The following is a 21,425-nucleotide window of genomic DNA, read 5'->3' as shown; positions in this document are numbered from 1 at the left end:
CTTTTTTGCTCAAAACAAGTGCCAGTTTTTCAGACCTTTTGGCGCTTTCATCCTTGCCAATTTCTGCGGAAATTGTAGGGACACGGCATGAAAGAGATAACGTAGGAATTGCAAATATTAATGATGCCGTGTCCCTACCCCGACCAACAGACTTTTTCAGCAAGCTCTAAGTAGCCTGGTTTTCTTGAAACGATGGTATTGAGTGGCAGCAGATAATCTTAAATTAATCAACTTTTGCCGTTCAGTCCGCTTCAAGAAAATGTTAGTCCTGCATTAAGCTCATCATCAAGATCATCCATCCATCGAACAAAATCCCCATTTGTAATTTTCTCCAGTTCTTCGTCAACCTTGAATAAGTAAGCATGGGCTAATAAGCGTAAGGTTGTTTTCTTAGACCATAACGCACTGTATTTTTCCAAACCTTAATTATTTTCTGACTTTGGAAAGCATAGTCAAGATCTAGAAACAAATTTTGCGCCCGTTGAGTCCCTTGCATTTACTGATAGATGTATATTTTCAAACTTGATTGTAACCGTAACCTTAATGGATTTGCTTAGAAGTTGGCTCGATGTAGTCTTGATCTTGAAGATAAGTTTCTAATAGGGTCTACTCGCGATCGTCTCGACAACCTTGCAAAAGTTCCATCTGAGTAAATCGACTCAGAAAAATGCTTTCATTGTTGATTATTGCTTCGAGCGATCGACGTACTGCACCTGTCTTGTCTCGTAAAACATCAATCCAGACAGATGTATCAATCAGAAACATTTCGATTTTCCCGTAAAGCCTGATAATCGTAATCAGTCGAAAATTGAATTTGTCCGCTTAAATCAAGAAGGTTTCGCTTTTTCCGAGTGCGGATGAGTTCTTGTAATGCAAATTCAATTAGTTCTTTTTCTGTCTTACAATTGGTTAAGCGAAATGCTTCTTTAATCAATTCTTCGTTAACTTCAATGTTAGTTGTCATAGTTAAAGGTTAATTTAATTGCCTTATTATGACATAGTAACGCCCCTACTCTCAACCTCGTCCAATTCCTAGACTGGGAAAACACCCCATCCTTATTTTTTGTGAAGATGCGATCGCCACTAACCAAAAGTTTTCTTCTTAATTAATGACAGAACCACTTTATGTATAGAGCTTCTTGCATTAATAAATTTCATCATGAGAGCCAATATCAACCAAAACAATCACAGACTCTTGTGAATCTTCATCTTGAGAAAAAGTGAAGATAATCCGACAATCATAGGCTACTGAACAAGACCACAAACCTTCCAGAGAACCTGTTAGTTTATGAGATTTTAGGGAGGGAGTGAAAGGATCGTTTTCCAATAAATATAAAACATTAATAATCCTATCCTGAAATTCTGGATTCTTTTTTTATAATTTTCCTAAAAGCGCGTTTAAAACGATTATCCCAAACTATCTTCATCCTCTTTATCATCCAATAAATCAGCAATTAAATCATCCACAGTTCCTTTTTTTGCTGTTCCTTGTTTTAAAGACTTTAGAGTAGCTTTGGCATGGGCAGCAATTTCCAAACGTCTTTTTTCAACTCTTCTTTTTTTAATGAGTTCAAACAAATAATCTTGGTCATCAATCGAGAGGTTTTCTATAGAATCTAAAATTTCTTGAAAAGATGTGTTGATCATGTTTTACATCCCCTAATTGTTCACGCCCGAACTCGCACACTTGCAAAACTCAAAATCTGCGATCGACTCCCGTACCATTTGATCTAAACTATTATTACTTAGCTGTCACACACTATTATATGGTAATTCTTCATCAATTTGCTGATTTTATACAGAGCAATTTTGCTGTCAGTGATTCATCTATTAGTTATTGGTATCAAGGATATTGTCCCCAAACAGGGGATTTATTGAAGTTACCTCGCACGCCTCTTTCGGAAGCGATCGCAAATAGTTTAATGCAACAAATGAAGACAGACGATCGCTTTTCTCGTGAAGGCAAAATGTATGGCATATTAATTGTAGAATTGCCCAATGGCGAACAAAGAGTTTTAAAAGCTTTTTCAGGACTTCTTAATGGTTGTAGTGTGGTAGAAGGTTGGGTTCCGCCTATTCCGGGAAGGGAGGAATTATTATTAGAAGAAAGTCGCACTTTAGAGCAATTAGAAGCGATTAAAAATGAATTAATTAGGCTGAAGCAACTCCCGGAAAGACAAGAGTATGAAAGGCTGTTTGGGGAGTTTGAGGGGAAGTTGGGGGAAATTAGCGATCGCCATCAACAAACTAAACAACAACGCCAAGAAAAACGCCAACTTCTCTGCAAAACTCTCACCGGAGAACCACTCAACCAAGCTTTAGAAGAACTCAATAATCAAAGTCGTTTAGAAGGAATTGAAAAGCGACAATTTAAACGCCAAAGAGATGCTGTTTTACAACCAATTAAACAGTTAATTGTTCAAGCAGATGCCCAAATTCGCGAATTAAAAAAGCAGCGTCAAGAATTATCTCGTCAGTTACAAACGCAAATGCACGCTGTTTACTCCTTAACTAATTTTTCGGGAAAATCTCTCACTTTACAACAATTAATGCCGGGAGGTTTACCTACTGGAACGGGTGATTGTTGCGCTCCGAAATTGTTACATTATGCTGCAACTCATAACTTGAAACCTTTGGCAATGGCTGAATTTTGGTGGGGGAAAAGTTCGGTGAATGGGGATAAAATTGCTGGAGAATTTTATGGTGCTTGTGTTGAACGCTGTCAACCATTAATGGGGTTTTTGCTATCGGGAATGATTGGGGGAAAACCCAGGGAAAAACTTGAGATTGTTTACGAAGATGAATGGTTAATTGCTGTCAATAAACCTGCGGGATTACTTTCTGTACCTGGACGTTACAGCTATAACCAGGATAGTGTGATTAGTCGGTTGCGTCAAGTTTTACCAGATGGAATGATGCTGACTGCTGTACATCGTTTAGATCAAGAAACTTCGGGTGTTTTGTTGTTAGCACGTCATCGAGAAAGTTATCGCCAATTAAGTCAACAGTTTGAAAAAAGACAAGTTCGGAAAGTTTATGAAGCGGTGCTTTCTGGGGTTTTGTTAATTGACAAAGGTATAATTGAGTTACCGCTTTGGGGAGATCCAGAAAATCGCCCGTTTCAGAGAGTTAATTGGCAATATGGTAAACCGAGTGTAACTCATTTTCAGGTGATTTCTAGGGAAGAGAATTACACTCGTGTGGAGTTTTTTCCAGTGACAGGACGTACTCATCAAATTAGGGTTCATGCTGCTGATGAGCAAGGGTTGGGAATGGTGATTTTAGGCGATCGACTTTATGGTTGTAATGCTAATGTGAATCGCTTACATTTACACGCCAAAGAAATTTGTTTTCAGCATCCCCAGTTAGGGGAAAGTTTAACTATTCAAGCAAAAACTCCGTTTTGAAATCTGATTTATGTGGTAATTTGCCTGGGATTTCTAATTTTTTTGAAGATTAATAGTGCTAGTAAGGCGATCGCACTCGCTAAGGCAGTAATCCAAATTACAGGGTTATCTAAATGACGCAAAGCAATTGCTACATAAGCCCAAACATACACTAATGTAAAAGCAAAATCGCTTCTTTGGATGGCAACAATGGCAGCAATAACTGTACCGATAATCAGCATAATAGCAGTCCATCCACTATCATTAATACCCCAACCATTCCAACCGGAAATGTAAAGCGCCGAGGCAATATTTACAATTGTTGCTACGGAAATCCAAGCCAGATAAATACTAAAGGGAATTTGCGCGAACCATTTTCTTTCGCGTGATAATGGAAATCGGCGACTTCTTAATAGTAAATAAGTTCTGATTAGTGGCAAGAGAATAATTAACATTGCCACTACGGAAAGCCAAAACAACTGCAAGGTAAACAAATATACCCAAAGAATTTGCGCCAAACTTGCCAGAATTACTAAAGCATTAACTTGTTGGATAGTGGATCTACCACGCTGGTAAGGACTAAACTGATAGATGCTGTATGCTATTAATCCTAAGTAAATTAATCCCCAAATCGCAAAGGCATAATTAGCGGGAGTTATCAGTACACCCTGCAAAATTGTGTTAGCAATTTCACCAATATTTATGCCTCCGGGAGGGAAGAAATTTGATAGGATGTTGACAATCAGGGTGGCGAAGATGGCGGTTAGAGTTGCGATCGATAATACCAACCCGGAATTAGATTCTTGTCTGGCTGTGTTCATAAGTTTAGATAGCAAAATAACTCAACTTTAACGATACTATAAGGTGAGGTTGCAGTCTCTATGGGGAGAGAGCGATCGCACTATTAATGAAAGCAACTAACACAACTCATTAGAGTAGAGTATTTTAGGTAAAAATAGCTTATCCTAATATCAGTCATGCTCTCTTGCTTATTCCTACCAGTAGATTTATGTTGAAGTCGTTAAAAATCGAAAATTTCCGATGTTTCCCATCTTTTGAGCTTAACCCGCTTGGTAGAGTCAACTTGTTAGTTGGCACGAATAATAGTGGCAAAACTTCAATTTTGGAAGCAATTCAACTTCTCTGTTCACGAGCAAGCTTAGAAACATGGCGCGACATAATAATTAATCGAGGAGAATATATTGTTTTAACAGAAGTTACTGAGGAAAGAGTATGGCAACGTGGAGGATTGCAACGTGAACTTGATGTTCGTCACCTTTTTTATGGTCACGAAATTGATATAGGTAGTACATTGTCAATATCTGGTAAAAATGATAGTGATGATGAAAACCTGGTTATATCCATAGAATCAAAACCAAATAGCGAACTAAACTTATCTGAAGATTTGCAAGAAATTGTATTACATATTAAGTGGTTAGGTAAGGAAAAAGATTCTTTTCCATTACCTTTATCTTCCAATTTAGGTATTCCTGTCGATTATGCCCGCCGCTTTCGTAGAGATCCTAAAAATCATTTAGTCAAAACCCAATTTGTGACTTCATCCTCCCTAACAACTGAAAAAATGATTGAGTTGTTTGATCAAGTAGTTTTACAACCTGAAGAAGCTCTGATTACACAAGCACTGAATACAATTGAGCCTAGTATTGAACGTATTGCTTCATTTAGCGCGGAAAAATACAGAATTTTAGGTTCACGAAGCGGTTTTGTGGTAAGACTCACTAACAGTAATCAACGCATACCAATTGGTAGTATGGGCGATGGGATATGGCGAATTTTAGGGCTGACATTAGCACTTGTTAATGCTAGAAATGGTGTTTTATTGGTTGATGAAATTGATACTGGTCTTCATTTTAGCGCCATGTCTGATATGTGGAAACTTATTTGGAAAACAGCAAAAGATTTGAATGTTCAAGTTTTTGCCACAACACATAGCAGCGATTGTTGGAAAAGCTTAGATGCGATTGCCAATTCGGAAAATCCCAGCGAAGATGGCATTACGATTCAGCGAATTGAACGAGATAAATCTAGTAGCATTGTTTTCAATGAACGGCAAATTGTCATTGCTGCTGAACGGGGAATTGAGGTGCGCTAGAAAATGGTTAATAAAACTCATCCCCGCGTACTTTTAGTAGAGGGAAAAGAAGACCTTCGAGTTATACCAGAATTAATGGAAGCAAATGGTGTTAATTGGGGAACAAGAACGAATCCTATAGTGTATATTAAAGAATTTGATGGCTACGATCCATTGGTAGATCCAGATGTAATCCAAGCTGAATTACAAGCTTCTCAACTTACCAATCTTGGAATTATTATTGATGCTGATGATAATCCTCAAGGACGATGGCAAAGTATTAGAAATGCCTGCTTACAAAGTATTCCCAATATTCCCGAAACTTTACCAGAAGCAGGTCTAATTCATGTTGCTCCTAACAATGTTAAATTCGGTATTTGGATTATGCCAGATAATCAAATACGAGGGATGTTAGAAACTTTTTTAGCATACATGATTCCAGATCCTAGTGAATCGATGTGGCAATTTGCTCAAGAAGTAGTTGTAGAAGCAAAAAATAGAGGAGCAGTGTTTACAGATGCTCATATTGATAAAGCAAATATTTATACTTGGTTAGCTTGGCAAAGTCCACCTGGACGACAATTGCATCAAGCAATTATGGAACGTATTTTAAATCCATGTCATCCAAATGCTCAGAAGTTTGTAAATTGGTTTAAAACTTTATACAATTTGGCATAAAAGCATTTAGAATGAAAGTCTTTTATTAGCAAAAAAAGGTGAATCAATTGCAGCAACCAGAATCTCAAGATAATTCATCGATGCTACCACTCCAGCGCGTGCTAGGAAGTCTCAGCAACTACCGTTGGACTGCATGGGGAGCATTACTCAGTTCGTTGCTTTTAACAGCAGCTTATGCAGCAACTCCGCAACTGTTTCGCTGGGCGATCGATGAAGGTATTACCAAAACCAACCTGAAAATTGTATTTTACAGTGCGGCATGGATGGTTGTAGCGGCGATCGCACGGGGTTTATTTAACTTTGGGCAAAGTTTTTGGGCAGAAATGGCATCTCAGGGAGTTGTTTACGATCTGCGAAATCAGATTTTTACTAAAATCCAAAACCTGAGTTTTAGCTATCACGATCAAGCACAAACTTCTCAATTATTAACTCGTGTTACCAGCGATATTGAACAAATTCGCAGCTTTTTAAGTACGAGTTTAATGCAGGTAATTAGTGGTTTAGTCACCCTAGCTACTATTGCGACAATCTTGCTATTAATGAATTGGGAATTAGCATTAATTACTTTAACTGTTGTGCCTATGTCGGCATGGTTATTGGTGCGATTTCTGCTAAAAAATAGCAAATTATTCGGACAAGTACAACAAGAATTGGGAAACCTGAACACCGTATTACAAGAAAATTTGTTTGGTGTGCGCGTGGTAAAAGCATTTGTCCGGGAATCAGCAGAAACCGAGCGTTATACAAGGCTCAATAATGTTTTGCTGAAAACCAATATGAAAACTATTCTCGCCATTCGGAATACTTTTCCTTTCATCTTTTTATTCAGTAATTTGGTGACAGTAGTTGTGCTTGGGTATGGCGGTATTGCAGTAATTAAAGATAGATTTACCATTGGGGAATTAGTGGCGTTTAACTCTTATTTATTGTTAATTTTGCAACCCGTTTTGTTAATTGGTTTTGCGGCTCCCGCGATCGCTGGAGCAGCTGCATCTGCTCAAAGAGTTTATGAAGTAGTGGATGCGAAAGTTGAAATTCGCGACCGCCCCGATGCTATCCCATTTCAAACTTGTGGTGGCAGAATTACCTTTGAAAATGTTTGTTTCCGCTACCCAGGAGCGACTACAGAAGCCTTGAAAGGTATTTCTTTTGAAACCAAACCTAAAGAATTAATCGCTATTTTAGGGATGACTGGTTCGGGGAAAAGTACAATTATTAACTTAATTCCTCGATTTTATGATGTTACTTCGGGCGCAGTGAGGATTGATGGGCGAGATGTGAGAGATTTTAGTTTAGCAAGTTTGCGATCGCACATTGGCATAGTCTTTCAAGAAACTACTTTATTTTCTGGTACGATTCGGGAAAATATTACTTATGCCAATCCTCATGCCACAATGGAACAAGTAATTGAGGTAGCCAAAACTGCTCAAATTCACGATTTTATTGTGAGTTTACCTGACAGTTACGAGACAATTGTTGGGGAAAGAGGCGTAGGTTTATCTGGGGGACAAAAGCAGAGAATTGCGATCGCTCGTACCTTATTAACAGATTACAGCATTCTCATTTTAGATGATAGTACTTCTGCGGTTGATGCGAAAACTGCGGCGCAAATTCAAGAGGAACTCGATTATTTAATGCGGAAAAAAACCTGTACAGCTTTTGTGATTGCTCAAAGAATTAGTACCGTGAAAAATGCCGATCGCATTTTGTTAATGGATAAAGGAAGATTAGTAGCACAAGGAACTCATGAAGAATTGATGAGAACTAGTCCTTTATATGGAGCCATTTTGGAATCCCAGGTAAAGCAACCAATTAAAACATAAATTCTTCCAAAGAAAGCTCTATTCTACACATTTGATGAAAAGTTGGTGAAAAGAGCAGCCGGATTGACGCAGTGTGTTGTTAAAAACTTATGAGGAGTCAGAATGAGAAGTCCCACTTCAATTGTTGTATCTGAGCAAAAAGCAACTCACCAATCGAAAACGCTACGGCGTTTTTTTCAGTACTTCCGACCCTATCGTAAAGATATTTTCATTGCTCTAATTTTTGTATCGCTCGGTGCAGCAACACAATCCGTTGGCCCTTTCTTTATTGGTTGGTCAATTGATAATTTGATTGCCAAAGGAAACGTGCGCGGATTGTTCTTACTGTTGGGAATATTGGTACTAAATTATATTTTAAGTATCGCTGCAATTCGAGAGCAAATTATCCGAATAGGCTGGACTATGCAACGACTACTCGCGCAATTGAGACAAGATATTTTCCGGAAAATTCAGAGTTTACCAGTGAGTTTTTTCGATCGCAGCGAAGCAGGCGATTTAATGAGCCGTTTACTTAATGATGTGAACACAGTTAATCAGGCATTTGGACAAACAGTTGCCCAAATGTTGGGTAACTTGTTAAGCTTAGTTGGCATTATTATTGCCATGTTTGCTATTAACTGGAAACTCGCTTTATTGAGTAATTTAGTTGTGCCTTTAATGATTTTCAGCACAGGGTTTTTCTCCCGTTGGGCGCGAAGTAAATTTCGCACCACCAGGGAAACTATTGGCGAACTTTCTACTAAATTAGAAGAAGGAATTACCAGTGTCCGAGAAGCCCAAGCCTTCAATCGCATTAACCTGAATATTCAAGAGTTTGCTCAATTAAATGCAGCTAATCGTGATGCCAATATTCAAGCAGTAGCAATTACTTCTGCCTTTTTACCTTCAATTGATTTTCTCAACACTTTAGCCACTGCCGCAGTGTTAGCTTATGGCGGTTATTTAGCGGTGACTGGCGCTGCTACTGTGGGAGTTGTAACTGCTTTTTTAATCTACGTGCAACAGTTTTTTCGCCCAATTCAAATCCTCAGTCAATTTTACACTCAAGCTCTATCTGCAATGGCAGGATTGGAGCGAATTTTCTTTTTATTAGATGAACCAGCAGAACTCCAAGATGCCCTTAATGCTCAAGAAATGCCAGCGATTAAAGGTGAGGTAAAGTTTGAAAATGTTACTTTTGGTTATACTCCTAATCAACCAGTCCTCAAAGGAGTAAATTTACACGCTCAACCAGGAGAAACGATCGCATTAGTTGGGCCAACAGGAGCAGGAAAAAGCACAATTATTAATTTAATTTTGCGGTTTTATGATGTTACTGATGGAGCAGTAAAAATTGATGATATTGATGTCAGAAGTGTGACTCAAGCGAGTTTACGTCGTCAAATGGGGATTGTTTTACAAGATAATATTTTGTTTAGTGGTACTGTGGCAGAAAATATTGCTTTTGGTTGTCCAAATGCCACACAAGCTGACATTGAAGCGGCTGCACAATTAGCCAATGTCCATGAATTTATCACCTCATTATCTCAGGGATATATGACACAATTGGGCGAAAGAGGTGCGCCTTTAAGTCAGGGACAAAGACAGTTAGTTAGTATTGCTCGTGCGGTATTAGTTAATCCGCGAATTCTGATTTTAGATGAAGCTACGAGTAGTATTGATACTAGAACCGAAGCTTTGGTGCAAGATGCGATCGCACGTCTACTAAAAGGACGTACTAGTTTTGTAATTGCCCACCGCCTCAGCACAGTAACAAAAGCAGATCAAGTATTAGTAATTCAACAAGGCGAAATTGTCGAACGGGGAACTCACCAAGAACTGATGGCGCAACAAGGAGTTTATGCTAATCTCTATGCTTTGCAATTAGGGGCAAATTCTACTCAATAGCTCTTGCATTTTGAGGTGGGTTTTCTACTAACATAAATTGCTAATTATGTTGCGTAGGGTGCGTCAGAAGTTTTAAATTAGTGTGCTTGCCTAAATTGCGATCTCTGACGCACCCTACAGACTATGCTTTGCAATTAGTTTTCTACTATAATCAAGGTAACTTTACAAAACTAAACATCATGATTAGTACTGTAGTTGCTCCCGATCAGGTACTCCAACAGTTAAATTGGCGGTATGCTACCAAAAAGTTTGATCCAAACAAAAAGATTCCTGCTGAAGTTTGGCAAACGCTGGAACAAAGCTTAGTACTAGCACCTTCCTCCTTTGGGTTACAACCTTGGAAGTTTTTCGTAGTAAATAATCCCGAACTTCGCCAACAATTAGTCGAACATTCTTGGGGACAAACACAGGTTGCTGAAGCTTCCCATTTGGTAGTTTTGGCGATTAAAAAAGATATAAATGACGCAGATGTAGACCACTACATAGAAAGGATGTCTGAAGTTCGTCAAGTGCCTGTAGATGCTTTGCAAGGGTTCAGCAACGTAGTTAAAAATTTCCTAAAAAATCCTCCTGTCAAACTTGATGAATGGGCTGCTAGACAAGTTTATATTGCTTTGGGTCAATTGATGACTTGTGCGGCAATCTTGGAAATTGATACTTGTCCAATGGAAGGATTTAATCCGGCTAAATACAATGAATTGTTAGGATTAACAGAGCAGGGATATTCAGCAGTTGTAGTGTGTCCCCTGGGTTATCGTGCAGCAGATGATAAGTATGCTGTCATGCCAAAAGTGCGTTTTCCCACTAAAGAAGTAGTGCAGTATATCTAAAAAAAATTGTAGGGGCGATTCATGAATCGCCCCTACAATTTTTAACCGCAAATGGAATTAATTATTCTGTTCAGAAGTTTGTTCGGGAATGAACTTTAACGATACTCCATTCATGCAGTAACGTAGACCTGTGGGTTTTGGGCCATCATTAAATACGTGACCCAAATGCCCACCACAACGGCGACAATGAACTTCAGTTCTTGTCATGAAAAAAGAGCGATCGACAGTTGTTTCGATCGCACCATCAATCGGCGCAAAAAAGCTAGGCCAACCAGTACCACTGTTGAATTTAGTATCGGCAGTAAACAGGGGTAACTCACAACCAGCACAGACAAAAGTTCCTTTGTCATAAAGTTTATCTAATGGACTGGTGCCTGCTCTTTCTGTGCCATGTTTCCGCAACACATTAAACTGTTCAGGCGTTAAAATTTCTCGCCATTCTTGTTCGGTTTTAGTAACTTCAAATTCTTGCTTGGATGTGGTCATGGTATTTAGGGCAAAGTTAGTAGATTCAGCAATTAGCTAATGTTTCTACTTTCACTTTACCTTAAATTTAATAAAATTTCAGGGGCGAATTTTACTTCCAGACTGATTCAACTTGGGAACTTTATGAATTTAAGTCAAGAGAAACAACAGCCAATTATTTACACAGAACGATTGATTTTGCGCCCTTTTATGCTGGAGGATGCGCCAGAAGTACAAAGGTTAGCTGGCGATCGCGCAATTGCAGCTGTTACCTTAACAATTCCCCATCCTTATGAAGATCGAATGGCTCAAGATTGGATTAAAACCCATCCAAAAAGTTTTGCAGAGGGGAAAGAGGTTGTTTTTGCGATCGCATTTCCTGAAACTAATATGTTATGTGGCGCAATTGGTTTAGCAATAAATCGAGAGCATAATCGTGCTGAATTAGGTTATTGGATTGGTAAGCCTTTTTGGGGAAATGGTTATTGCACTGAAGCAGCTTTAGCTGTAGTAAAATACGGCTTTGAATCTTTGGGATTACATCGCATTCATTGTTCCCATTTTTCTAGTAATCCGGCTTCTGGTCGAGTGATGCAAAAAATCGGAATGCGTTATGAAGGTTGTCTGCGTCAACATATTTTGAAATGGGGAAATTTTGAAGATACTGTAAAATATGCCATTCTTAAAAGTGAGTGGGAAAGCTAATCTTTTAAACCGCAGAGGACACAGAGAACGCAGAGGAAAGAGAAGGAGGTGTTTACAATTTAAATAAGATTTCTGTAGTTATTGAGGTGAATTAAATGGTCAAGTTTTATTTTAGTCCGATTTCGGTAAATGCTCGTCGTGTTTGGGTGGCTTTGTTAGAAAAAGAAATTGCTTTTGAGCCTGTGCAAATGAAGTTAGATGGAGATCATTTTCAAGCGGAATTTACGGCGATTAACCCTTTGCAACGGGTTCCTGTAATTGTTGATGATGGCTTTACAGTAGTGGAATCTTTGGCGATTTTAGATTACTTAGAAGCGAAATATGCCACGCCATCTTTGATGCCGCAAGAAGCTCAAGCGATCGCAAAAGTTCGCATGGTAGAAATGATTGCTGTCAATGAAATTCAACCTGCGACTGTGCTAATTACTAAACAAATGGTTGGATTAGAGGTGGAATCGGCTAAATTAGAAGCAGGAAAAGAACGCATTAATACAATATTGCAGTTCTACGAAAATTTGTTGGGTGACAACACTTATTTTGCGGGAGAAATGTTTAGTTTAGCTGAAGTTGTAGCGGGAACTTTGCTAGAATCTTTACCTATGTTTGGAATTGCGATCGACATTTACCCCAAATTAAATAACTGGTTAGAAAGATTACAGACGCGAGAAAGTTTTCAACAAACAACTGCTTCCCGCAAAGAAATTCACGCCGTACTTCCTCATATCAAAAAGATTTTAGCAACTCGCTAATTTCCAAGTCCGTTGTAACGACTTCACTCGGTTAGCACAATAAGTAGGGTGCGTCAGAAGCGAAAACTCTGATTGTCTCGATCAAGTTTTGTGTCTGACGCACCCTACAATTCTTGCTAGCTAGGATGACTGAAGTCATCACAACGGACTGGGGATTTTCATAGTTTTTTAGGGCCAACCTTTATATTCTTCTAAATCGTCTCCACCAACGCCAATTGCTGTGTTATAAATAGTCGCATCAGTGATGTTTAAATCATTCATGGAAGCGCCATAAACATTCGCATCATTGATAGTAGCTTGAGCCATGTTTACGCCGTCGAGATTAGTTTGGCGCAGATCAGCGTTGGTGAGAAAAGCTTCTGTTAAATTAGCTCCCATTAAATTAGCGCCAGATAAATCGGCTCCTTCTAAATTGGCACCTTTGAGATTAGCACCTTTGAGATTAGCTTCTGTCAAATCAGCACCAATTAAATGTGCGCCACGCAAATCTGCTCCTGACAAATCACAGCGAGAACATTCCCCAGTTGACAATAATTGTTGGACATGAAGCGGATTAAAAGCCAGTACTGGGCTAGTCAAAAACAGGGGTGCGAGTAGGTTTAATGTCGCCAAATGAAATAGTCTCATCATCTTCCCCCTTAATCCAAAATTGGGTTTACTAAATTTCCTCACACTTCTATTCTCTCACTAAAATCGATTTCGGTGTTGATCTTTCCCACAAACTTAATGTGACAGCAAAAAGACTGCACCGTTGATCTAGTACACTGGGTTGGTGTGTGCTAGATCACTGGAAATTATAGATTTTAGATTTGATTCCAAACATCAATCTAGTTACTTAGACTAGTGAAAGGTTATTAAAGCCTAGCGGCAGATGGCAAGATAATTTTTTCCATTTTAAATCGTTCAAATTGAGTATTTTTGCGCTCGACTATTTCCATTTCCACCACCCAGAAACCCATTTTTAAGAAGAAATGTTTCGATATGTGACTAGCTTCGGTATGTAGGCGCTGCACATTTTGAGCGATCGCATAATCTTCTAATTGCTGATAAATCTTTGTGGCGTAACCTTTTCCGGCGACGCGAGTAGCTGTGTAAAGAAAAGCAACATGATTTAATGGATTTAATTGCCCAAAAGCTATCAATTGTCCTTCATCAAGTGCCACAATGGTTAAACCTTGACCCAGTAAATGGCGAAATTCTTCTAAGTCTTCGGGATATGATGACCAAACTTCGATTTGTTTGGCATTATAAGCAGTTGCGCCGATACCAATTACCGCATCTCGATAAATTGCTGCTAAAATTTCTGCATCTGAGGGCTGATACTCTCGAATTGACATTTTAGTTACCTAGTTCGTTGTCAGCACTTCATAAACTTTTATAATAATTCTAATTCTGTAATTTAGAGAGGTCTGAGAGTTGAGCGATAAAACTTTAGTAGAAGAAGCATGGATAGCACTGGAAAAGTCAATTATTTATTACCAAGGACGACCAATTGGGACGATCGCAGCTTGCGATCCTGATATTGCAGCATTAAATTACGATCAGTGTTTTATTCGTGACTTTGTTTCTTCTGCATTGGTTTTTTTAATTAACGACAGAAGTGATATTGTGCGTAATTTCTTAGAAGAAACTTTGAAATTACAGCCGAAAAAAACGCAGTTAGATTCCTCAACCCCTAGTCGTGGTTTAATGCCAGCTAGTTTTAAAATTACTGTAGTTAATGGGCAAGAATATTTAAAACCTGACTTTGGTGAACACGCGATCGGTCGAGTTGCACCAGCTGATGCTGGTTTGTGGTGGATTATTTTATTACGGGCTTATGTGATTGCTACTGACGATCGCTCTTTAGCAGAAAGAGAAGATTTTCAAGAGGGTATTCGCTTAATTTTGCAGCTTTGTTTAGTGACTCGATTTGATATGTATCCAATGGTATTAGTTCCTGATGCAGCTAGTATGATCGATCGTCGCATGGGATTATACGGACATCCTTTGGATATTCAATCATTATTTTATGCAGCACTTCGCGCCAGTTTGGAACTTTTGATTCCTCATGAAGAGAATCAACTAATTATTAAAGCAGTTCATTCTCGGTTGCCTCCTTTACTAAAGCAATTACGCGAAAATTATTGGTTAGATATTGATAGATTGAATGTAATTTATCGCTATCAAGTTGAAGAATACGGGGAACAAGCTCTCAATCAGTTTAATATTTATTCTGACTCGATTCCGTTTTACAGATTAGCAAAATGGTTGCCGGAAGCAGCTGGTTATTTAGCCGGAAATTTAGGCCCTTCGCAACTGGATAGTCGCTTCTTTGCTTTGGGTAATTTAATGGCAATTATTGTTTCCTTAACTGATGAACTACAATCACATAGAATATTGAATTTGATTGAACTGCGCTGGACTGATTTAATAAGTAATATGCCAATGAAATTGTGTTATCCAGCTTTGGAAGATATAGAATGGAGAATTGTTACTGGTGCCGATCCAAAAAATCGTCCTTGGTCATATCATAATGGTGGAAGTTGGCCTGTTTTACTTTGGATGTTAACAGCAGCAGCGAAAAAAATGGATCGAGGTGAATTAGCACATCATGCGATCGCGATCGCCGAACGTCGCCTCTTGAAAGATCAATGGCCGGAATATTACGATGGACAAGATGGCAGATTGATTGGTAAAGAAGCTAGGAAATTCCAAACTTGGACGATCGCTGGCTATTTATTAGCGAAGGAGTTTATTGCTAATCCCGATCGTTTAAAATTAGTAACTTTCCCTTTTGAAAATGTGTCAGTGTGACAAATTTACTACTGTTTTAACTATGAAAAATCTGCCTTGGTTACAATTATCTACGGCGATCGCTTTTGTTAGTGCGATCGTCACACCTCAACCTAGCTTGGCACAAAATGTTACTTTTTTCTGTGGCACTAGCGATGGTTCTCCTGCTACTATTGCTCGTACTGGCACAAAAGAAATACCGTTAATTATCTGGGATATTACTAACTCCGGTCAAGGAAGTAGTCCACAACAACGCTGCGAAGAAGCTTCTACTAATTTTCAAAATTATCGTAATGAAGGCAGTTTCAATTACATTACTACAGAGCGAATAAATGGACAATTAGTAGTTTGTTTTGCCACCAAAGAAAATGAACCTTGCACTGGTGTATTGTTTCCCTTAAATCCTAACGAAACAAATCCGAGAAACGCTTTACAAAGAATTTTTCGGATTCGCGTTGTTTCTAGTGCGACAATTAATGAAACAACCGAACGTCTTTACATTAGCTTAGACAAGTTTCTCAATGGCGGATATCCCAGTTTAAATCCTAATAATAGACCAAATCCTCGTCCTCAACCTACTCCTAATTCTGCTCCTTCTCCCCAATGACGGTTAAAAACAAATGAAACTTTATTATCAATTATCGGCGGCATTAGTTGGGGCGGCGATTGTAATTTCGCAACCGTTAATGGTAGTTTCGCAAAGTTCTGTAGAGGAACAAGCGATCGCTAGTATGGCGAAAGAAGTTACAGTAGTAATTAACGGACAAAATCCCGGTTCCGGCGTAATTATTGCCAAACAAGGTAACACTTATTATGTACTCACTGCCAAGCACGTGGTCGCCACTCAAGACGAATATGAAATTGTCACTTCTGATGCTATTAAACACCCTTTAAATTACAGCAAAGTGCAAAAACTTCCCGGTGTTGATTTAGCTTTGGTGCAATTTACTAGTGATAAAAATTACCAGGTTGCTCAACTGGGAAATTCCACTAATATTACAGAAGGCGCAACAGTTTATATATCAGGTTGGCCTCATCCAGGGCCTGCAATGACCGCCAGAATTTACCAAATTACTAAAGGTAATGTTTCCGGTCGTCCATTAGCAACTTTAGAAGATGGCTATGAATTAGTTTACACTAATGTTACTCGTTCTGGCATGAGTGGCGGCCCTGTTTTGGATAGTCAAGGGCGCGTGGTTGGGATTCACGGTAGGGCGGAAGGAGAAGCAATTTTTAATCCTGATACTGGGCGAACAATTGATGTGAAATCGGGATTTAATTTAGCAATTTCGATTAATACATTCTTGAAAAACGCTACGCAAAATAAAATTAACCTAACTTATTTAGGTGATAATTTTACTTTAGTAAATACTTTGCCTGACAATAAAAAAGTTTTAGGAGTTGCTATTAGTTCAGACGGACAAACGATCGCCAGTGGTTTAGCAGATGGCAACATTAAATTATGGAACAAAAACACTGGGAAAGAGTTGCGTACTCTAGCTGGACATTCTAGCACTATTGATGCCCTTGCTATTAGTCCCGATGGGCAAATTCTGGCTAGTGGTAGTCGAGATAAAACGGTTAAAATTTGGAATCTTCAAAATGGACAATTGCTGCATACTTTAACAGAAAGCCCGGGTTCAGTTGTATCTGTTGCTATTAGTCCAAATGGACAAATGATTGCTGCTGGTAGTAGCGTAGACAATGGAGTGATTAGAATTTGGAATTTGCAATCAGGAAAATTGTTACACAGTTTGACCGGGCATTCTAATTATATTTGGTCGATCGCTTTTTGTTCAGATAGCCAAACTCTTGTTAGCAGCAGTACCGATAAAACTGTCAAAATTTGGGACGTAAGTAAAGGTCAATTACTGCGTACTCTTAGCGGAAATTTAAACATTATTAGAGCGGTTGCCGTTAGTCCTTACGGGTCAACTATTGCCAGTGGAAATTATAGTAATAAAGACCTGATTGGAGGAGAAAGTAGTACTCAAGATGACGCGACTATTAAACTTTGGAATCGGAATACTGGCGAATTATTACGGACTTTAAAAGGACATTCGGGGACTATTGCTGCTTTGGCGATCGATCCCTTTGGACATATTCTTGCTAGCGGCAGTTATGACGGTACTATTAAAATTTGGAACCTGCATACTGGACAATTATTGCATAGTTTGGATGTGCGCGATCGCAAAAATTTCCCTGTAGAAGTTTTCTCACTTGCTTTTGGTAAGGATGGGCAAACTTTGATTAGTGGTAATGCAGATGGCACAGTAAAAATTTGGCAATTAGCTAAACCTTAAAAGAGTTTAAATTAGGGAATTAAACAAGATGAAACAGAACTTTTTTAATGGATTATCAAGCGCCCGGAAGTTGGATTTATCATTAAAGTTCTTGCCCAAGTCCGAAATCTTGTTTTTTTACCACAGATATCCACAGATAAACACAGATGAACACCGATGAATACTAGAGATTTTCTATATTTTGCAAGAGTTCTAATACAGATAAAAAAAGCTTTTTCCAGTATTTTTTTAACTGTAATTCTCTTGGTTGTACTACCTTTAACAACAAATCATTTAGTACAAGCGCAACAAACCGAAATAAATCGATTATTTCAACAAGCAATTGAACAATATCAAACAGGTCAATTTTCAACGGCTTTACAAACTTACCAACAGCTTTTGCAACAGCAAAAAAAATTAAATAATCAAGCTGGTATTGCTGAAAGTCTTGATAATATAGGTGAAGTTTATACAAGTTTAAGTGAATATAATCAAGCTTTAGATGTTTTACAACAAGCATTAACAATTCGGCAAAAACTCAAAGATCAAGCAGGAATTGGGGAAACTTTAAATAATCTTGGTTTAGTTTATCGCTTGTTAGGTGAATATCCCAAAGCTTTAGAATTACATCAACAAAGTTTAGCTATTGCCAAACAAATTAAAAAACCTGCAATTGCAGGGGAAGCATTACACAATATTGCTGCTGTTTATGCGGCGCAAGGTGACTACAATCAAGCTTTAGAATTATATCAACAAGCTTTAATTATTCGTCAACAAGTCGGAGATAAACGAGATGAAGGACGTACTCTCAACAATATTGGCGGCGTGTATTTTAGCTTAGGGGAATATCAAGCAGCAATTAATTACTATCAACAAGCTTTGACGATTCGTAAAACTGTTAACGATCGAGCGGGTATCGGGAGAATTACAAGTAATATTGCTTTAATTTATCGTCAATTAGGTGACTATGAAAAAGCTTTAGAATTTTATCAACAAGCTTTGCCAATCTTGCGAGAAATAGGTGATAAAGCTAGTGTAGGTAATACCTTAAATGGTATGGGAATTATTTATGAAAATCAGGGAAAGTATGAACAAGCTTTAGAAGCATATCAACAATCTTTACAAATTGCTCAAGAAATTGGCGATCGCCCCGGAATCGGCAATACTTTAGATAACATTGGTGGTATCTTATATAGTCAGGGAAAATACGCTCAAGCTTTAAAATCATATCAAGAAGCATTAACAATTCGGCAAAAAATAGGTGATAAATCAGGTTTAGGAAATTCCTTAAATAACTTGGGTGGAGTTTACTTTAACTTAGGACAATATTCCGAAGCATTGAAATATTTGCAGCAAGCTTTAACTATACGACAACAAATTGGGGATAAAGCGGGGGAAGGGAAAAATTTAGATGCGATCGGCAATATTTACGAACAACTAAAACAGTATAATCAAGCATTAGCATATTATCGCCAAGCCTTAAGGATTTCTCAACAAATTAGCGACAAAGCAGCCGAAGGCAACACATTAGAAAACATAGGCAGTATCTACACAAATTTAGGAGAATATTCTCAAGCTGAAAAGCTTTTAAGTCAATCATTATCTATCCGTCAAGAAGTAGGCGACAAAGCCGGAGAAGGGCGAACTTTTAACAGTATTGCTAACCTTAAATTAAAATTAAAACTATATCCTCAATCCTTAGAAAACTTACAAAAAGGATTAGCTATTCTTCAAGAAGTAGGCGACAAAAGCGGCGAGAGTATTACCTTAAGCAATATTGGCTATGTATTAGAACAACAAAATCAACCAACATTAGCAATTGTTTTCTATAAACAAGCGGTTAATATTATAGAAGCAATTCGCAAAGACTTAAAAGTATTAGCGATCGCACAACAACAATCATTTACCAATACAATTACCGATACCTATCGCAACTTAGCTAACTTATTGCTTAAACAAGATAGAGTTCTCGAAGCACAACAGGTTTTAGACTTACTCAAAGTACAAGAATTAAATGATTACTTGCGAAACGTGCGCGGAAATGAAAAAACCGCCCAAGGAGTTGATTTATTATCTCAAGAACAACAGATTACAGAAAAGTATAACCAAGCAGTAAAACTGGGTAAAGAACTTGTACAATTACGCAACATTCCAGATAATCAAAGAACGCCACAACAACAACAAAGAATAGCTGAATTAGAGAAAATTCAACAACAAATTCGCGCCGATTTTAACTCATTCATTCGTTCCCCGGAAATAGTTAACCTCTCACAAGAACTGAGTCGCACATCTAAAAGTCAAAACCTAGATTTGCCAAATCTGAATCGCTTGCAACGTTCCTTACAACAATTACCCCAATCAACCGTAATTCTTTATCCGCTAATCTTAGAAGATCGCATAGAATTAGTATTAGTTACCGCTTATTCTCCACCAATTCGGCGTTCAATTCCTGTTAAACGTGAACAACTCAATCAAGAAATTGTCAAGTTTCGTGGCGCACTGCAAAACCCGGAAGTAGATACTAAAATATTAGCCATAAAGTTTTATGATTGGTTAATTAAACCAATAGAAAATCAACTAATTCAAGCAGAAACAAAAGCCATTCTTTACGCCCCAGATGGACAATTACGTTATATTCCTTTAGCCGCCCTTTTTGATGGGAAACAATGGTTAGTGCAGCGCTTTCAAATTAACAATATCACCGCCGCAACTTTGAGTAACTTTAATGCAGCACCCAAACCGAATCCGCGCATTTTAGCAGCAGCTTTTAGCCAGGGAAATTACACAGTAAAAGCGGGAAATCGACAAATAGCTTTTTCAGGATTACCCTTTGCTGCAAAGGAAGTAAACAATTTAGCAGCTACCGTTCCTAATACTACTAAATTATTAGATAACGACTTTAGCCCCGCACAAATAATTCCTAGTTTAAATGAATACAACATCGTACATTTAGCCACTCACGCCGCCTTTTTAACAGGTTCACCAGAAGACTCATTTATCCTATTTGGAAATGGTGAATTTGTAACTCTACGAGATGTCGAAACTTGGTCAATGTCTCAGGTAGATTTAGTAGTACTAAGTGCTTGCGAAACAGGATTAGGTGGAAAATTAGGCAATGGAGAAGAAATTTTAGGTTTTGGTTATCAAATCCAATTAGCAGGCGCTTTAGCTTCTATTTCTTCATTATGGGCAGTTTCCGATGGCGGAACCCAAGCTTTAATAGACGCATTTTATCTAGCATTAAAGACAGGAAATATTACCAAAGCAGAGGCTTTAAGACGATCGCAAATTGCCCTAATTACTGGTAACTATCAACCATCAGTAAAACAGCAACAATTAATCATCCAACCAGCCACCCCCATCAACAATATACAACGCTTAACCCACCCATATTACTGGGCACCTTTCATTCTAATTGGCAACAGTTAAAAATGTCCGTTGTAACGACTTCAGTCGTTATTGTAGATCAAGTCCGTTGTAACGACTTCAGTCGTTAATACAACCAACTACGATACTCTGGTACAACATCCTTCATATCCTCATAAAGCCAAACCATCCTACAAAATTAGTGAACAGCTTAAAAACAGTTTCTAGCCGTTTAATTAGAAAAGAATTTGCAGAACACATTAATAAGTTTTACTCTCTACCTGTTTTTTGGACTGGCGCTTATTGTGTAATTAGTGCAGGTGGAGCGCCATTAGAAATCTTCAAAACTTATATCCTTGCACCAAGACGAACCTGATTGATGCGTGT

19 protein-coding genes and 2 pseudogenes are annotated in these 21,425 nt (G+C 38.3%); 13 read left to right on the top strand and 8 right to left on the bottom strand.

Annotated elements, in window-relative coordinates; translation table 11 throughout:
* Positions 1-609: 609 nt before the first annotated feature.
* The 4 genes and pseudogenes from ACE1CC_RS18005 to ACE1CC_RS17990 form a co-directional block, all read right to left on the bottom strand.
* Positions 610-765: pseudogene (locus ACE1CC_RS18005) on the bottom strand (PIN domain-containing protein); the annotation flags it as partial.
* Complete coding sequence (locus tag ACE1CC_RS18000; protein WP_413271805.1) at positions 752-964, bottom strand: type II toxin-antitoxin system VapB family antitoxin; 213 nt, start codon at positions 962-964, stop codon at positions 752-754. The pseudogene ACE1CC_RS18005 and the gene ACE1CC_RS18000, both read right to left, overlap by 14 nt.
* Before the next feature lie 180 nt (positions 965-1,144).
* Positions 1,145-1,427 (bottom strand): annotated as a pseudogene (locus ACE1CC_RS36860) (type II toxin-antitoxin system RelE/ParE family toxin).
* Positions 1,408-1,647, bottom strand: a complete 240-nt coding sequence (locus ACE1CC_RS17990; protein WP_413271803.1) for a hypothetical protein — start codon at positions 1,645-1,647, stop codon at positions 1,408-1,410. Before ACE1CC_RS17990 ends, ACE1CC_RS36860 begins: the two are co-directional and overlap by 20 nt.
* Positions 1,648-1,766: 119 nt before the next feature.
* Between ACE1CC_RS17990 and ACE1CC_RS17985 the strand changes: the two genes are divergently transcribed.
* Complete coding sequence (locus tag ACE1CC_RS17985) at positions 1,767-3,407, top strand: RluA family pseudouridine synthase (RefSeq protein ID WP_413271802.1); 1,641 nt, start codon at positions 1,767-1,769, stop codon at positions 3,405-3,407.
* Positions 3,408-3,415: 8 nt separating this feature from the next.
* On the opposite strand, the gene ACE1CC_RS17980 is transcribed toward ACE1CC_RS17985, so the two are convergent.
* Positions 3,416-4,207, bottom strand: a complete 792-nt coding sequence (locus ACE1CC_RS17980) for a tryptophan-rich sensory protein (protein WP_413271801.1) — start codon at positions 4,205-4,207, stop codon at positions 3,416-3,418.
* A 188-nt stretch (positions 4,208-4,395) separates the two neighbouring features.
* On the opposite strand from ACE1CC_RS17980, the gene ACE1CC_RS17975 reads away from it, so the two are divergent.
* From ACE1CC_RS17975 to ACE1CC_RS17955, 5 genes are all read left to right on the top strand, one after another.
* Complete coding sequence (locus ACE1CC_RS17975; protein ID WP_413271800.1) at positions 4,396-5,499, top strand: AAA family ATPase; 1,104 nt, start codon at positions 4,396-4,398, stop codon at positions 5,497-5,499.
* A gap of 3 nt (positions 5,500-5,502) precedes the next feature.
* The gene (locus tag ACE1CC_RS17970) at positions 5,503-6,156 is read left to right on the top strand and encodes a DUF3226 domain-containing protein (protein ID WP_413271799.1); all 654 of its coding nucleotides are present in this window, start codon (positions 5,503-5,505) and stop codon (positions 6,154-6,156) included.
* 80 nt (positions 6,157-6,236) lie between these two features.
* Positions 6,237-7,979, top strand: a complete 1,743-nt coding sequence (locus ACE1CC_RS17965; protein WP_459563871.1) for an ABC transporter ATP-binding protein — start codon at positions 6,237-6,239, stop codon at positions 7,977-7,979.
* 102 nt (positions 7,980-8,081) lie between these two features.
* Positions 8,082-9,866, top strand: coding sequence for an ABC transporter ATP-binding protein (locus ACE1CC_RS17960; RefSeq protein WP_413271797.1), 1,785 nt, complete (start codon positions 8,082-8,084; stop codon positions 9,864-9,866).
* A gap of 179 nt (positions 9,867-10,045) precedes the next feature.
* Positions 10,046-10,696: an NAD(P)H-dependent oxidoreductase gene (locus tag ACE1CC_RS17955; RefSeq protein ID WP_413271796.1), complete on the top strand. Its 651-nt coding sequence runs from the start codon at positions 10,046-10,048 to the stop codon at positions 10,694-10,696.
* Positions 10,697-10,753: 57 nt separating this feature from the next.
* On the opposite strand, the gene msrB is transcribed toward ACE1CC_RS17955, so the two are convergent.
* On the bottom strand, positions 10,754-11,215 hold the full coding sequence (msrB, locus tag ACE1CC_RS17950) for a peptide-methionine (R)-S-oxide reductase MsrB (RefSeq protein ID WP_459563870.1): 462 nt from the start codon (positions 11,213-11,215) through the stop codon (positions 10,754-10,756).
* A 90-nt stretch (positions 11,216-11,305) separates the two neighbouring features.
* Here msrB and ACE1CC_RS17945 point away from each other — a divergent pair, with 90 nt between their 5' ends.
* Positions 11,306-11,866 (top strand): GNAT family N-acetyltransferase, encoded by a 561-nt coding sequence (locus ACE1CC_RS17945; protein ID WP_413271794.1) that lies wholly within the window; start codon positions 11,306-11,308, stop codon positions 11,864-11,866.
* 95 nt (positions 11,867-11,961) lie between these two features.
* On the top strand, positions 11,962-12,615 hold the full coding sequence (locus ACE1CC_RS17940) for a glutathione S-transferase family protein (RefSeq protein ID WP_413271793.1): 654 nt from the start codon (positions 11,962-11,964) through the stop codon (positions 12,613-12,615).
* A gap of 168 nt (positions 12,616-12,783) precedes the next feature.
* Here the strand turns inward: ACE1CC_RS17940 and ACE1CC_RS17935 are convergent, their stop codons facing one another.
* Positions 12,784-13,242 carry a pentapeptide repeat-containing protein gene (locus tag ACE1CC_RS17935; protein WP_459563869.1) on the bottom strand — a complete coding sequence of 153 codons (459 nt, stop codon included), beginning with the start codon at positions 13,240-13,242 and terminating at the stop codon, positions 12,784-12,786.
* A gap of 227 nt (positions 13,243-13,469) precedes the next feature.
* Entirely contained in the window at positions 13,470-13,952 is a 483-nt protein-coding gene (locus ACE1CC_RS17930) for a GNAT family N-acetyltransferase (protein ID WP_413271791.1), read from the bottom strand.
* A 79-nt stretch (positions 13,953-14,031) separates the two neighbouring features.
* Between ACE1CC_RS17930 and ACE1CC_RS17925 the strand changes: the two genes are divergently transcribed.
* The 5 genes from ACE1CC_RS17925 (at position 14,032) to ACE1CC_RS17905 (ending at position 21,414) form a co-directional block, all read left to right on the top strand.
* Entirely contained in the window at positions 14,032-15,411 is a 1,380-nt protein-coding gene (locus ACE1CC_RS17925) for a glycoside hydrolase 100 family protein (RefSeq protein WP_413271790.1), read from the top strand.
* A 22-nt stretch (positions 15,412-15,433) separates the two neighbouring features.
* Positions 15,434-15,997, top strand: coding sequence for a COP23 domain-containing protein (locus ACE1CC_RS17920; RefSeq protein ID WP_413271789.1), 564 nt, complete (start codon positions 15,434-15,436; stop codon positions 15,995-15,997).
* 13 nt (positions 15,998-16,010) lie between these two features.
* Positions 16,011-17,693: a WD40 domain-containing protein gene (locus tag ACE1CC_RS17915; protein WP_413271788.1), complete on the top strand. Its 1,683-nt coding sequence runs from the start codon at positions 16,011-16,013 to the stop codon at positions 17,691-17,693.
* 243 nt (positions 17,694-17,936) lie between these two features.
* On the top strand, positions 17,937-21,101 hold the full coding sequence (locus ACE1CC_RS17910; RefSeq protein WP_413271787.1) for a CHAT domain-containing protein: 3,165 nt from the start codon (positions 17,937-17,939) through the stop codon (positions 21,099-21,101).
* A gap of 82 nt (positions 21,102-21,183) precedes the next feature.
* Positions 21,184-21,414: an IS200/IS605 family transposase gene (locus ACE1CC_RS17905; protein ID WP_413271809.1), complete on the top strand. Its 231-nt coding sequence runs from the start codon at positions 21,184-21,186 to the stop codon at positions 21,412-21,414.
* The last annotated feature ends 11 nt before the right edge of the window (positions 21,415-21,425 follow it).

Origin of the sequence: Floridaenema aerugineum BLCC-F46, assembly GCF_041929345.1 — a bacterium.
Taxonomy (GTDB): domain Bacteria; phylum Cyanobacteriota; class Cyanobacteriia; order Cyanobacteriales; family Aerosakkonemataceae; genus Floridanema; species Floridanema aerugineum.
Note: the sequence above shows the minus strand (reverse complement) of the source record. Positions and strands in the feature narration are given on the sequence as shown.

Coding starts and splice junctions, on each gene's coding strand:
- ACE1CC_RS18000 (WP_413271805.1), bottom strand. CDS start 964: ATGACAACTAACATTGAAGTTAACGAAGAATTGATTAAAGAAGCATTT.
- ACE1CC_RS17990 (WP_413271803.1), bottom strand. CDS start 1,647: ATGATCAACACATCTTTTCAAGAAATTTTAGATTCTATAGAAAACCTC.
- ACE1CC_RS17985 (WP_413271802.1), top strand. CDS start 1,767: ATGGTAATTCTTCATCAATTTGCTGATTTTATACAGAGCAATTTTGCT.
- ACE1CC_RS17980 (WP_413271801.1), bottom strand. CDS start 4,207: ATGAACACAGCCAGACAAGAATCTAATTCCGGGTTGGTATTATCGATC.
- ACE1CC_RS17975 (WP_413271800.1), top strand. CDS start 4,396: ATGTTGAAGTCGTTAAAAATCGAAAATTTCCGATGTTTCCCATCTTTT.
- ACE1CC_RS17970 (WP_413271799.1), top strand. CDS start 5,503: ATGGTTAATAAAACTCATCCCCGCGTACTTTTAGTAGAGGGAAAAGAA.
- ACE1CC_RS17965 (WP_459563871.1), top strand. CDS start 6,237: ATGCTACCACTCCAGCGCGTGCTAGGAAGTCTCAGCAACTACCGTTGG.
- ACE1CC_RS17960 (WP_413271797.1), top strand. CDS start 8,082: ATGAGAAGTCCCACTTCAATTGTTGTATCTGAGCAAAAAGCAACTCAC.
- ACE1CC_RS17955 (WP_413271796.1), top strand. CDS start 10,046: ATGATTAGTACTGTAGTTGCTCCCGATCAGGTACTCCAACAGTTAAAT.
- ACE1CC_RS17945 (WP_413271794.1), top strand. CDS start 11,306: ATGAATTTAAGTCAAGAGAAACAACAGCCAATTATTTACACAGAACGA.
- ACE1CC_RS17940 (WP_413271793.1), top strand. CDS start 11,962: ATGGTCAAGTTTTATTTTAGTCCGATTTCGGTAAATGCTCGTCGTGTT.
- ACE1CC_RS17935 (WP_459563869.1), bottom strand. CDS start 13,242: ATGAGACTATTTCATTTGGCGACATTAAACCTACTCGCACCCCTGTTT.
- ACE1CC_RS17930 (WP_413271791.1), bottom strand. CDS start 13,952: ATGTCAATTCGAGAGTATCAGCCCTCAGATGCAGAAATTTTAGCAGCA.
- ACE1CC_RS17920 (WP_413271789.1), top strand. CDS start 15,434: ATGAAAAATCTGCCTTGGTTACAATTATCTACGGCGATCGCTTTTGTT.
- ACE1CC_RS17915 (WP_413271788.1), top strand. CDS start 16,011: ATGAAACTTTATTATCAATTATCGGCGGCATTAGTTGGGGCGGCGATT.